Origin of the sequence: Chryseobacterium piperi (genome assembly GCF_002285635.2) — a bacterium.
Classification (GTDB): domain Bacteria; phylum Bacteroidota; class Bacteroidia; order Flavobacteriales; family Weeksellaceae; genus Chryseobacterium; species Chryseobacterium piperi.
The window spans coordinates 1,597,262-1,610,680 of record NZ_CP023049.2 but is presented as its reverse complement, the minus strand read 5'-3'; the positions used below and the strand labels follow the sequence as shown (position 1 = coordinate 1,610,680).

Below are 13,419 nucleotides of genomic sequence, written 5' to 3'. Positions count from 1 at the left end.
TAATGAAAAAAATAAAAATATATAGTTTATTAGCAGTGGGGTTGCTTTTTGCTTCTTGTACCAATGATTTAGAAACACAGCCAAAGTTTGACCTGACTTTGGAGGAGCTTCTAATAAGGGATCCCAATGCTATGGAAGGGCTTCTATCCAGAATGTATTCTACATTTGCACTTTCAAGTGTAAGTGGTCCGGGTGATTCTGATATCGCTGGAGCCAATGCTGGAGAATCCCCATTTATCAGAGGTTTAGTAAATCTTAATGATTTTACAGCAGATGGAATGAAAAACCGTTGGGGAGATAATGGTCTGGATCAATTAACGACTACTACAGGATGGAATTCAAATAATAAATTTTTTAAATATGTTTATGATAGAATTTATTATACAATACCACAAACTACGAACCTAATCCTGATCCTTAAAAATAAAGTAGAGGTACCTAACGAAGATCAGTATATTAGTGAATTACGTTTTTTAAGAGCATTATCTTATTATTATCTAATTGACTTTTTCGGTAAGGGACCACTAGTTAATGATGATACTTTTGAAACTTTAACACCACTTCCGGAAGCGTCCAGAATTGAGCTTTTTAATTTCGTGGAATCTGAACTTAAAGATATTGAAGCGAAAATTGCACCATCCAATACTTATGGAAGAGCTAATCAGGCTGTTGTAGAAATGCTGTTGGCAAAACTTTATTTAAATGCTGAAGTATACACTGGAACTGCGAGATATAATGATGCAGCTACGTATGCTGCAAAAGTAATCGCTAGCGGGAAATATCAACTAGAGTCAAACTTCATTAAAAACTTTAGAGCAGATAACAATACATCAAAAGAAATTATTTTTCCATTAATCGCAGATGCTACTTCATCTCAAAGTTTTGGTAATACTACTTATATTGTGAATGGTAATTTGAATTCTACGACAATGAATTTAGCAACTTATGGCGCTACTGAAGGTTGGGGAGGACATAGAGCTACGAAAGCATGGTATGGTCTTTTTGGTTCCAGTGCAGCAGAACTTGCCAGTACTAGCGATACAAGAGCTCGTCTTTTTTGGACAACAGGACATAATTATGAGATGACAGATTACAAAGAATGGACGGATGGCTATCCGTCAATTAAATATACCAATAGAAATACCGATGGTACTGGAAATGTAACTGCATTTTCTTCCACAGACTTTCCATTGTTTAGATTGGCAGATACTTATCTTATCTACGCTGAATGTGCGCTTAGAGGAGCGTCCACTGCTACTATTCCGCAAGGACTTACTTATGTTAATTTAATACGTTCAAGAGCTAATGCAAATCCTTTATCAAATATTTCATTGCAGAACATATTAGATGAGAGAGGTAGAGAACTTGGTTTAGAAGGAGTAAGAAGACAGGATTTAATTCGATATGGAAGATTTACAGGGGCAACTTATTTATGGCCTTGGAAAGGAGGGGTTTTAAACGGAACTTCTATTTCTGCTAATTATAATGTATTTCCAATTCCTGTTTCGGCATTGCAGGCAAATCCTAATTTGAAACAAAATCCTGGGTATTAATTTCTTATTAAATTTTAAACATGAAAAATATATTTAAAATATCATTCGTTCTCATTTTAGGATTTTTACTGTACTCTTGTGAGGATGACGATAAAACAGTTATAGGAGAAGGAACTCCTCCTTCCTTAAAATCTGATGTAACTTCTGTAGTATTGGAAAGTGATAATAATGATGATAAGGCAATAACTTTTGAATGGGTTAATTCTAATTATGGAATCAACCTTGAAATTAGTAATTCTTTAGAGTTTGCATTAAAAGGGTCAGATTTTGCATCTCCAAAATTAACTGTAATTGAAGGGGGATTAACTAAACGTTCACTCACTGTTGAAGAGCTTAATACAATCATTTTATCTATGGGAGTTGGTACTGCTGCTCCCACTCAAATCGAAGTTCGTTTAAAATCAGAGATACCTAATTATAGAACCTATTATTCTAATGTGATTGCTCTAACGGTAACTCCGTATATAACAGAACTTCCTTCTTTTTATCTGGTAGGTGATGCTTCATCAGTAGGCTGGAGTGAGGTAAATGCTAAATTATTATACAAGAAAGATAATTTTTCAACCATCTATACTTATTTGGAAAATGGTAAATCTTTCAGATTCTTAGGTCAGCAGGCATGGTCTCCTTTAAACTATAGTTTGGATGCAACGGGAATGAATAATGATTACAAATATTTTAAAACCTGGTCTCCTAATTTAGTGGCTGCACCTTCTGAAAATATCCAATTTACAGGAACGACGGGAATGTACAAAATAGCTATTAATGCGGATCCAGCACAAAAAAGTATTGTTGTTTCTCCTTCTTCTGTCAATGTTTGGAATCCTGCTAATTTGTACATCGTAGGAACTGTTAACGGTTGGGATGTAGCTAATGCTATTGCAATGACGAATCTTGGCGACGGAAAATTTGAATATACAACTACTCTTGCTGCAGCTTCAGAATTTAAATTTTTAGGACAGCAGAGTTGGGGAAGTTTAGATTGGGGAAATATAGAAAGTGCTGGTAATACAGGCTATCTTGGACCTAAAGACAGCAATGGAAATATTAAATTTGATGGAACAGGAGGAAATTATAAAATTTCTGTTGATTTAAAGTTAGGCGTTTATAAAATACAGCCTTTATAACAAATCTTAATTTAATTTTTATAGCAAAGTGTTGCTTTTGGGCAACACTTTACTTATTTTTAAAACTTATAAATAGTCATTATGAAGAAAATTACAGTTGGAGCTTTATTGTTCTCAATGATGTTCGCAGGCGTTAATGCACAAACTTTAAAATCACCGGACGGAAAGTTTGAAATGAACTTTCAGTTAAAGCAGGGGGTTCCTTATTATAACTTAAAATATAACGGAGCGGTTGTTGTTGAAGATTCTAAATTAGGATTGAGATTATTTAAAGACTCAGCTATCAAATTTGCCTCTGAAATTGCAAAATCTGAAGATGCAAAATTTGATCTGAACAATGGTTTTACAAAAACAGAAGAGAAAAGGGATTCCAAAAATGAAACATGGCAACCTGTTCTTGGAGAAAAGAAAAACTATATCAACCATTATAATGAATTAGCGGTTACGCTTAACCAGGCTTCTACAGACAGAAGTATTGTGGTGAAATTCAGATTATTCAATGATGGATTAGGATTCAGATATGAATTCCCACAACAGAAAAACCTTAATTATTTTGTCATCAGAGAAGAGGATTCTGAAATTGATTTCCCTACTGATATGAAGGCATGGTGGATTGTAGCTGATTATGATTCCCAGGAATATCAGTATCAGGAAACTAGAATCTCTGAAATTCCGGCAAAATGGGATAAAGCCTTTGATGCCAATGCTTCTCAGTCATTGGTTAAAAATGCAGTTCAGTCGCCTTTAATGTTAAAAAAAGAAGGAAAGAATCCGTTATATGTGAATGTTGCAGAAGCAGCTGTTCTGGATTACCCGGCATCACATTTAGAGGTAGATGCTCAGAATTTTAAATTCAAAACGCATCTTACGGCCGATAGGCAGGGAGCTAAAGGATATATTCAGACGCCTTCAGTTACCCCTTGGAGAACGATTATCGTTTCACCGAAAGCTGAAGAAGTGATGGATTCAAAGATGATTTTTAATCTTAATGAACCTACAAAATATAAAGATACTTCATATATTCATCCTACAAAATACATGGGTGTTTGGTGGGAAATGATCATCGGGAAATCCCAATGGGCCTATTCTACGGCAGAAAACGTTCATTTAGGTAAAACCGATTTTACCAAATTAACCCCTAACGGAAAACATGCAGCAAACAATACAAAAGTTAAAGAATATATTGATTTTGCCGCTGAAAACGGTTTCCAGGGACTTTTAATTGAAGGCTGGAATATCGGTTGGGAAGATTGGTTTGGTCATTCCAAAGAATTTGTTTTTGACTTCATTACCCCTTATCCGGATTTCGATATCAAAATGTTAAATGAATATGCTCATTCTAAAGGAATCAAACTGATCATGCACCATGAAACATCAGGTTCGGCAACGAATTACGAAAGATGGTCTGATAAGGCATTCCAGCTGATGAACAAATATGGATATGATGCTGTGAAAACTGGATATGTAGGAGATATTATTCCAAGAGGAGAGCATCATTATTCTCAGTGGACGATCAATCATTATTATAGAATTGCAGAAAAAGCGAATGACTATAAAATCATGATCAATTCTCATGAATCTGTACGTCCTACGGGAGAAAGCCGTACGTATCCGAACTATATTTCTGCAGAAGCAGCACGTGGAACGGAATATGAAGCATTTGGCGGAAACAACGCGGATCACCAGACTATTTTACCATTCACGAGATGGATGGGTGGTTCAATGGATTATACCCCGGGAATTTTCCAGACTAAGCTGGATTATTATTTCCCTGGTGATACTCGTTTTGTGAAAACGACTTTGGTGAAACAATTGGCACTTTATGTTACGATGTATATGCCGCTTCAGATGGCTGCAGACTTACCTGAAAACTATAAAAAGCATATGGATGCTTTCCAGTTTATTAAAGATGTAGCAGCGGATTGGGATGATACTAAAATATTAGCAGCAGAACCTGGAGATTATGTTGTAACAGCCAGAAAAGCTAAAGGAACTGAAAACTGGTTTGTGGGTGGTATTACCGATGAAAACAAACGTGAATACACTGTAGATTTCTCTTTCCTGGATAAAGGTCAAAAATATGAAGCAACGATTTATGAAGATGGAAAAGATGCTGATTATATTGATAATCCACAAAGCTATAATATCTACAAAAAGCAAATTACAAGCAAGTCTAAAATCAATTTTAAAATGGCGAGAAGTGGAGGTTTTGCAATTTCCATCAAACCAGTGAAGTAATTTTAAGCTTGAACTTAAACCATAACCTTACAGGTGATTTATTCCTGTAAGGTTTTTTTAAACCAATCCATTATGAAAAAAATATACGTGATATGGGCTCTTTCAGCAGCTTCATTTGCTTTTTCACAACTAAAAACAGTAGAAAGGGTAGAACCTGCCTTCTGGTGGAAAGGAATGAAAAACCCTGAACTTCAGATACTGGTGTATGGGAAGGGGCTTGCAGACAATGAAATTGAGCTTTCGGACGGCATTCAGATAAAAGACATCCGGAAAGTTGAAAACCCTAATTATGTTTTCGTTACAGTAAACACCAATGAAATTAATGTTCCTGCATTTAAAATCAATATTAAAAAAGGAAAGAAAAAAATTGGATCTTATACCTATGAGTTAAAACCAAGACAAAGTGGTTCAGCCGATCGTGAATCTTTTAGTTCTAAAGATGTTATGTATCTGATTATGCCGGATCGTTTTGCCAATGGGGATGAAAAAAACGACTCACGTCCCGATCTGATTGAAAAAGCAAACAGAAAACTTCCCAACGGAAGACATGGCGGAGACCTTCGTGGGATTATCAACAATCTGGATTATATTCAAAATTTAGGGGCTACATCAGTGTGGTTGACACCGGTTACTGAAGATAATGAAAAAGTCTATTCTTACCACGGATATGCACAGACGGATCTTTATAAAATCGATGGCCGTTATGGGACCAACGAAGAATACCGTGAGCTGTCCCGTGAGTTAAATAAGAGAAAAATGAAATTGGTGCTGGATTATGTGACGAATCACTGGGGAGTATCCCATTGGATGATTAAAGACCTTCCTACCAAAGACTGGATTCATTGGTTTGATGAGGGGGAAAAAGGCTTTTACCGTTCTAACTATAAAACGACTACTCAATTCGATACCAATGCTTCGGAAATCGATAAAAAATATGCCCTGGACGGATGGTTTGATACCACTATGCCGGATATCAATCAAAAAAATCCTTTAGTTCTGAAATACCTGATTCAAAATGCTATCTGGTGGATCGAATATGCTGAATTGGGGGGATTTCGTGTAGATACCTATCCATACAATGATAAAGAAGCTATGGCAAAATGGGCTAAAGCCATCACGGATGAATATCCGAAATTTAATATTGTTGGAGAAACGTGGCTCAATACGGCGGGCTATATTTCAGCATGGCAGAAAGATTCCAAAACGGGAGAAGCGGCTCATTATAATTCGAACCTGCCATCGGTTATGGATTTCATGTTATATGGAGATATGCCCAAAGCATTTAATGAAAAAGAAGGTTGGGATAGCGGATTGAATAAATTGTATAATGTATTCACCAGTGACTTTCTCTATCCGGATATCAATAATGTGATGGTTTTTTTTGAAAACCATGATACGGAACGATGGAATGAAATTTTTAAAGCCAATCCACAAGCATATAAAATGGCACTTACTGTAATTTCAACGGTGCGTGGAATTCCGCAGATTTATTATGGTTCCGAAATTGGAATGAGAGGGGATAAAAAAACAGGTGGCGATGCTGATATTCGTAGAGACTTTCCCGGAGGATGGAAATCGGATCCGCAAAATGCTTTCAATACTGCTACCCAAACTGCAGAACAGAAAGAGTTCTATGAGTTTTCTCAAAAACTACTCAACTGGAGAAAAGGAAAAGAAGTGATTCATACAGGAAAAACTAAAAACTATATTCCCCAGGACAATGTTTTCGTATATTTCAGGTATAATGAAAAAGAAAGTGTAATGGTTATAGTCAACAGTAATGAAAAGGAACAGACTCTCGATCTGAAACGTTTTGCTGAATCTTTGGGAACAGTTCAAAAAGGAAAAGAAATTCTTTCAGGGAAAGAACTGTCTTTGGAGAAAACCTTAGCTATACCGGCAAAAAGTTCCATGATTATCGAACTTCAAAAATAACATCAATCCATTTATTTACTTAATTTTAAAATATGAAAAGAGTAACAATCATTTATACACTAATGCTTTTTCTATGCGGAAGCATTGGGATTTCTGCACAATCAAAAAATTCCGGATTTGAAAAAGATAAAGCCTTGATCAATACGATGCTTGACGGTTTTAATGCAGCCGCAGCGAAAGCTGATTTTACCCATTACTTTAATTATTTTGCTGATGAATCTACATTTATCGGAACAGATGCTACAGAAGTTTGGGATAAAAAAGCTTTTATGATTTGGGCAAAACCTCATTTTGATAAAAAGAGAACCTGGAATTTTACAGCTCTAAAAAGAAATATCTATTTTAGTAAAGACAGGAAAATGGCATGGTTTGATGAGTTATTGGATACTCAGATGAAAATTTGCAGAGGTTCCGGTGTTCTTGAAAAAATAAATGGTGACTGGAAGGTAAAGCAGTACGTTCTCTCTATGACAGTTCCCAATGATATTGTAGATAAAGTTGTTGCTGAAAAAGCACCTATCGAAGATGTTTTTATACAGCAATTAAAAACAACAAAATAATACCCTACTGCACAATGGCGAAAAAAATAAAACCGAATCTATCCATGCCCCAGATTATCAATATGAGTATGGGGTTTCTAGGAATTCAGATGGCATTCGGACTTCAAAACGGTAATGCCAGTAGGATTCTTGCTAATTTTGGAGCAGATGTACATGAGCTTTCGTGGTTCTGGCTGGTAGCTCCTGTTACCGGGCTCATCGTTCAGCCTATTATCGGACATATGGGTGATAATACCTGGAGCCCTCTGGGAAGAAGAAAACCGTATTTTCTGATTGGTGCTGTTTTATGTGCTATTGGTCTTGTATTGCTTCCCAATGCAGCTTCTGCTACACACATGATGGCTGCCAATGTATTGTTATTAGCAGTACTGTTTCTGGCTATGATGGATGCTTCAATTAATGTTGCCATGGAGCCTTTTCGTGCTTTGGTAGGTGATATGCTGCCAAAACATCAGGGAACGCTGGGGTTTTCAGTTCAGACGATACTGATCGGGATCGGAGCTGTAATAGGATCCTATTTGCCAAGTTGGCTTACAAAATTGGGAGTATCTAATGAGGCACCGGAAGGCTTTGTTGCAGATAATGTGATTTATGCTTTTTATGTAGGAGCCGGATTTCTTTTGCTGACCATTTTATATACTATTTTTACTACTAAAGAATATTCTCCTAAACAGTTTGCAGAATTTGAAGATGGTAAAGAAGTCGTTGAAGAACCTTCCAGGTTTACGGATATTTTCAAAGACTTTGCCAGTATCCCACCACAGATGAAAAAATTGGGAATCGTACAGTTTTTTTCATGGTTTGCTCTTTTTACCATGTGGGTATTTACCACAAGTGCTCTGGCCACTCATCATTTCGGGCTCTCTCCTAAAGATACGCATTCCGTTGCATTTAATAACGCAGGAGATTTGACCGGAGAATTGTTTGCTTATTATAATTTCTGGGCAATTCCATTTGCTTTTCTGCTGACTCCAATCGCTAAGAAAATAGGAAAAAAACAGACCCATGCCTTTGCTTTGGCATTTGGAGGACTGGGACTGATTTCCATGTATTTTATCAAAGATATCAATCTGCTGTGGATTTCAATGGTAGGCTTAGGATTTGCCTGGGCAAGTATTTTGGCAATGCCTTACGCCATGCTGATTGAAGTGATTCCACAAAGGAAAATGGGAGTGTATATGGGCATCTTCAATTTCTTTATCGTTATTCCGCAGATTATTAATGGTCTTTTCGGAGGCCCTATTGTAAGTAAAGTGTTTGGAAACTATGCTATCGATTATATTGTTGTAGGAGGAGGGTGCATGTTGTTAGGAGCTATTCTCACCATGATTTTTATTAAGTCAGATGATGAAACACCTAAGGAAATTGAAGAGGAGATTAAACAAGTTCATTTTTAATGGATAGAGATTAGGAGTTAGAAGCGGGAAGTTGGAGGCTGAATGATTAATAGTTTTCCATAGTTATAAAAAGGAACATATCAAGGAATGGGCTTTAGTCCATTTTAGAAATACTAAAAAATTAATAGAAGCGGGGTTTAGCCCGCTTCTATTTTTTTCGTTCACGCAAAATCTATCGAACCCGAACCTCACTATCACCCATTCTTTCTTACCTTACATCAATATTTGTCATCTTCACACTCCGTACATTTGTACCATAATTAATCACAATATGAAAACAGTATATCATAAATCAGATTCAAGAGGCCATGCTAATCATGGTTGGTTAAATAGTTATCACACCTTCAGTTTTGCGAATTATCAAAATCCTGAGAGAACCAATTTTGGTGTGTTAAGAGTATTGAATGACGACACCGTTTCTCAGGGAATGGGTTTTGGAGCACATCCGCACAGGGATATGGAGATTATTTCTATTCCATTGGAGGGAGATTTGGAACATAAAGACTCCATGGGAACGACTGCCGTAATCAAAAAAGGAGAAATCCAGGTGATGAGTGCGGGAACAGGTGTTCAGCATAGTGAATATAATAAAAACAAAGATGAAGAAGTAAAATTCTTACAGATCTGGGTTTTTCCGAGAGCGCTCAATGTAGAACCTCGCTATGATCAGAAAAGTATTAAAGAAGATGAGAAGATTAACGGATTTCAGCAAATCCTTTCACCGAATAAAAACGACGATGGAGTCTGGATTCATCAGGATGCATGGTTTAACCTGGCCAACTTTACAAAAGGAAACGGTAAAAACTATGTTTTAAACAAAAAAGGAAACGGAGTGTACGCATTCGTATTGAAAGGAAGTGCCAAAGTGGGAGATCGAATTTTAAATGAAAGAGACGGCTTAGGAATCTGGGATACGCAGAGCTTTAATATCGAAGCTATTGAAGATACCGAAATATTATTGATGGAAGTTCCTATGGAATTACCTTCTTATTTGAAATAAAAATTAAATTTGTACACTTAAAAAATAAATAGAATGAAAATTTTAGCAATAGCAGGAAGCAATTCCGAGGCATCCATGAATAAGCATCTGGTTACCTATGCAGCATCAATGTTTGGAGACCATGCAGAAGTAGAAGTGATTGACTTAAATCCTTTTGAGATGCCTATTTATAAACATGAAAGAGAATTGACAGGTGGTGTTCCTCAGGAAGCAAAAGACTTTGCAGCAAAAATTGATAGTGCCAATTTACTTTTGGTTTCTTTACCGGAACACAACGGTACTTATTCTACCGCTTTTAAAAATGTGTTTGACTGGGTTTCCAGAATTAAAGACAGAACAGTTTGGAGTGAAGTTCCTATGCTTTTAATGTCTGCATCACCTGGTGGAAGAGGCGGAGCCGGAGTTTTGGAAGCAGCTACCAAGCGTTTCCCATCTCATGGAGGAAATATTGTAGAAACCTTTTCTCTTCCTTTCTTTAATGACAATTTTGATAAAGTGGCTCAAAAAATCTCTAACGAAGAAAAAGACAATGAGTTAAGAGAAAAAATTATTAAAGTTTCTGCTATTGAAACAATCTTGGAAAAATAGGTTTGAATTTTAATTTAAAATTACTATTTTTGCAAAAAGAAAAGAGATGAAAATTCAGTCCACTTTCAAAGAATGTTTTTCAATAAAAGGGAAAACTGTGGGCTCTAAAATTCTCAGATAAAATACTGGCCGATAATCTACTAAGATTGTCGGCTTTTTTATTTTCTAAAAGGGTATAAAAAGTTTGAAATAAAATTTCTAAAAGTAAACATGAGCAACACGTACAAATCGGCAGGAGTAGACAAAGAAGAAGGATACAAAACCGTTGATAAGATCAAAAAAGCGGTTGGTGAAACCCATAATTCCAATGTATTGAATCATTTGGGAAGTTTTGGTGCTTTCTACGAGATCGGTGGTTATAAAAACCCCGTATTGGTTTCAGGAACTGATGGAGTGGGTACAAAGCTTAAAGTGGCTTTGGACTCTAAGAAATATGATTCTATCGGAATAGATTGTTTTGCAATGTGTGCTAATGATATTCTTTGTCACGGTGCAAAACCATTGTTCTTTTTAGATTACCTGGCTTGTGGAAAATTAGACTCTGAAATTGCTGCGGAAATTGTCCTAGGAATGGTAGCTGCATGTAAAGACAATAACTGTGCATTGATTGGTGGAGAAACTGCTGAAATGCCAGGGATGTACAAACCCGGAGATTATGATGTGGCTGGATTTTGTGTAGGAATTGTTGAAAAAGACCAGATTATTGACGGTTCTAAAATAAAACCAGGGAACAAGATTATAGCATTACCAAGCTCAGGATTCCATTCCAATGGATTTTCACTGGTAAGAAAAGTATTCCCTGATTTTGAAGAAGAATTTGAAGGAAAACCATTATATGAAACGCTTTTAGTTCCGACAAGATTATACTATAAAGATATCCATAAAGTTCTGGGGGAAGTAAAAGTAGGCGGAATAGCTCACATTACCGGAGGTGGTTTATACGAAAACATTCCAAGAATTATTCCTGAAGGTTTATGTGCTTCTATTGATGCTTCAAAAATTAAAATTCCAAGTATCATGCTTGAATTGGAAAAAAGAGGCGGAGTAGCCCGTGAAGAAATGTTCGGAACATTCAATATGGGAGTAGGGATGATCGTAGTAGTAGATCCTGAACATGCTGAAAAAGTATTACATCTGTTAGATGATGCTTACGAAATCGGAGAAATTACAGAAGGAAGCGAGAAAATAAACTTAGCAATATAACAATTGATCAATGTACCAGTGTACCAATTGAATTCATTGTTACATTGTTAGACTGATACATTGTTACATTAATAACATGAAAAACATCGTTGTACTCGTTTCAGGTTCCGGAACCAATCTTCAAAGAATTTTAGATACGATTGATAATGGAGAAATCCAGAATGCAAAAGTTTCTTTAGTTGTTGCAGACAGAGAATGCTACGGACTGGAAAGGGCAAAAAATCATCATATAGAAAACATACTTATTCCGAGGGGAAAAAACTTCAGTAGCGAATTGAGTACAGTAATCCCTGAGAATACAGATCTCATTGTACTAGCGGGATTCCTATCTATTCTGAAACCTGAGTTTTGTGAAAACTGGAATGGTAAAATAATTAATATACATCCTGCATTATTGCCTAAGTATGGTGGAAAAGGAATGTGGGGCATGAATGTTCACAATGCAGTTATTGAAGCTAAAGAAAAAGAAAGTGGTGCAACAGTACATTTTGTAACTCCGGGAATTGATGAAGGGCAAGCGATTCTTCAGAAATCATTTGAAGTGACTGAAAATGATACACCAGAAACATTAGCTGAAAAAGTACATTTGGTCGAATATGAAATTTTTCCAATAGCAATTAATAAAGTATTAGGAAATTAGCCATCAATAAAAACCAACAAAAATGACAACAAGAATCGTTATTTCTTTTTTGACAATTTTCATCATGTTTTCTTGTAACAAGGTTGCGACGAAAGATAAGGAAACAACCCTCCAAAACTATTTTAGTTATGGGGATTCGATTGAGTCAGGAGGTGTGAAGATGATTCCGATCACAACACCTGTTGGAAATTTTAAAGTATGGACAAAACGTTTCGGGAATAATCCAAAGATCAAAGTTTTGCTTCTGCATGGAGGTCCGGGGATGACCCACGAATATATGGAGTGCTTTGAAACTTTCTTCCAGAAAGAGGGTTTTGAGTTTTATGAATATGATCAATTGGGATCTTATTACAGTGATCAGCCGAAAGATGACAGACTTTGGACCACAGATCGTTTTGTAGATGAAGTTGAGCAGGTGAGAAAAGCGATTGGGGCAGACAAATCCAATTTTTATGTTTTAGGTAATTCATGGGGTGGAATTTTAGCGATGGAATATGCTCTGAAATATCAGAAAAATTTAAAAGGATTAATGGTTGCCAATATGATGGCAAGTGCCCCGGAATATGGTAAATATGGAGATGAAGTTTTAGGAAAACAGATGAAGCCGGAAGTCCTGAAAGAAATAAGAGCAATCGAGGCAAAAAAAGATTTTGGTAATCCACGTTATATGGAGTTGCTTATTCCCAACTTTTATAATCAGCATATTTGTCGTTTGAAGGAATGGCCGGATGGAGTAAATCGCGCAATAAAACATTCTAATGAAAATGTGTACACATTGATGCAGGGACCGAGTGAATTTGGGATTAGTGGACGTTTAGCCAATTGGGATATTAAAAAAAGACTGCCTGAAATTAATATTCCTACCTTAATGATTGGTGCAAAATATGACACGATGGATCCAAAAGCGATGGAAGAACAAAGCAAATTGGTGAAAAAAGGGAGATACCTTTATTGTCCAAATGGAAGTCATCTTGCGATGTGGGACGATCAAAAAGTTTTCATGAATGGAGTTGTGAGTTTTATAAATGATGTTGATTCTAAGAAGTTTTAAGAATGATCCTTCTATTTCCGAATTTGTAAAATTTGTGTAAAAAAATCTAAGTAAAATAAAAAGTAAATCCGGAGGTGAAAGACCGGAAATACAGTTTGAAATAACTGTGAAAAGTAAAAAAATGAAA

The 13,419-nt window shown here is 36.1% G+C and carries 11 protein-coding genes; all 11 read left to right on the top strand.

Features of this window, described 5'->3' with window-relative positions; translation table 11 throughout:
- Positions 1-2: 2 nt before the first annotated feature.
- Complete coding sequence (locus CJF12_RS07030) at positions 3-1,553, top strand: RagB/SusD family nutrient uptake outer membrane protein (RefSeq protein ID WP_034685633.1); 1,551 nt, start codon at positions 3-5, stop codon at positions 1,551-1,553.
- A gap of 20 nt (positions 1,554-1,573) precedes the next feature.
- On the top strand, positions 1,574-2,680 hold the full coding sequence (locus CJF12_RS07025) for a SusE domain-containing protein (protein WP_034685631.1): 1,107 nt from the start codon (positions 1,574-1,576) through the stop codon (positions 2,678-2,680).
- 81 nt (positions 2,681-2,761) lie between these two features.
- Positions 2,762-4,918 carry a glycoside hydrolase family 97 protein gene (locus CJF12_RS07020; protein ID WP_034685629.1) on the top strand — a complete coding sequence of 719 codons (2,157 nt, stop codon included), beginning with the start codon at positions 2,762-2,764 and terminating at the stop codon, positions 4,916-4,918.
- A 72-nt stretch (positions 4,919-4,990) separates the two neighbouring features.
- Positions 4,991-6,853, top strand: coding sequence for a glycoside hydrolase family 13 protein (locus CJF12_RS07015; RefSeq protein WP_034685627.1), 1,863 nt, complete (start codon positions 4,991-4,993; stop codon positions 6,851-6,853).
- Positions 6,854-6,885: 32 nt separating this feature from the next.
- Positions 6,886-7,413 carry a nuclear transport factor 2 family protein gene (locus tag CJF12_RS07010; protein ID WP_034685625.1) on the top strand — a complete coding sequence of 176 codons (528 nt, stop codon included), beginning with the start codon at positions 6,886-6,888 and terminating at the stop codon, positions 7,411-7,413.
- A gap of 14 nt (positions 7,414-7,427) precedes the next feature.
- Positions 7,428-8,810 carry an MFS transporter gene (locus CJF12_RS07005; RefSeq protein WP_034685623.1) on the top strand — a complete coding sequence of 461 codons (1,383 nt, stop codon included), beginning with the start codon at positions 7,428-7,430 and terminating at the stop codon, positions 8,808-8,810.
- A 271-nt stretch (positions 8,811-9,081) separates the two neighbouring features.
- Positions 9,082-9,810, top strand: coding sequence for a pirin family protein (locus CJF12_RS07000; protein ID WP_034685621.1), 729 nt, complete (start codon positions 9,082-9,084; stop codon positions 9,808-9,810).
- 33 nt (positions 9,811-9,843) lie between these two features.
- A complete protein-coding gene (locus CJF12_RS06995; RefSeq protein WP_034685619.1) occupies positions 9,844-10,398 on the top strand; it encodes an NADPH-dependent FMN reductase in 555 nt (184 codons plus the stop codon).
- Between the two features lie 210 nt (positions 10,399-10,608).
- Positions 10,609-11,601 (top strand): phosphoribosylformylglycinamidine cyclo-ligase, encoded by a 993-nt coding sequence (gene purM, locus CJF12_RS06990; protein WP_034685618.1) that lies wholly within the window; start codon positions 10,609-10,611, stop codon positions 11,599-11,601.
- Between the two features lie 76 nt (positions 11,602-11,677).
- Positions 11,678-12,241: a phosphoribosylglycinamide formyltransferase gene (gene purN / locus CJF12_RS06985; RefSeq protein WP_034685617.1), complete on the top strand. Its 564-nt coding sequence runs from the start codon at positions 11,678-11,680 to the stop codon at positions 12,239-12,241.
- Between the two features lie 22 nt (positions 12,242-12,263).
- The gene (locus CJF12_RS06980) at positions 12,264-13,292 is read left to right on the top strand and encodes a proline-specific peptidase family protein (RefSeq protein ID WP_034685616.1); all 1,029 of its coding nucleotides are present in this window, start codon (positions 12,264-12,266) and stop codon (positions 13,290-13,292) included.
- Positions 13,293-13,419 lie beyond the last annotated feature (127 nt).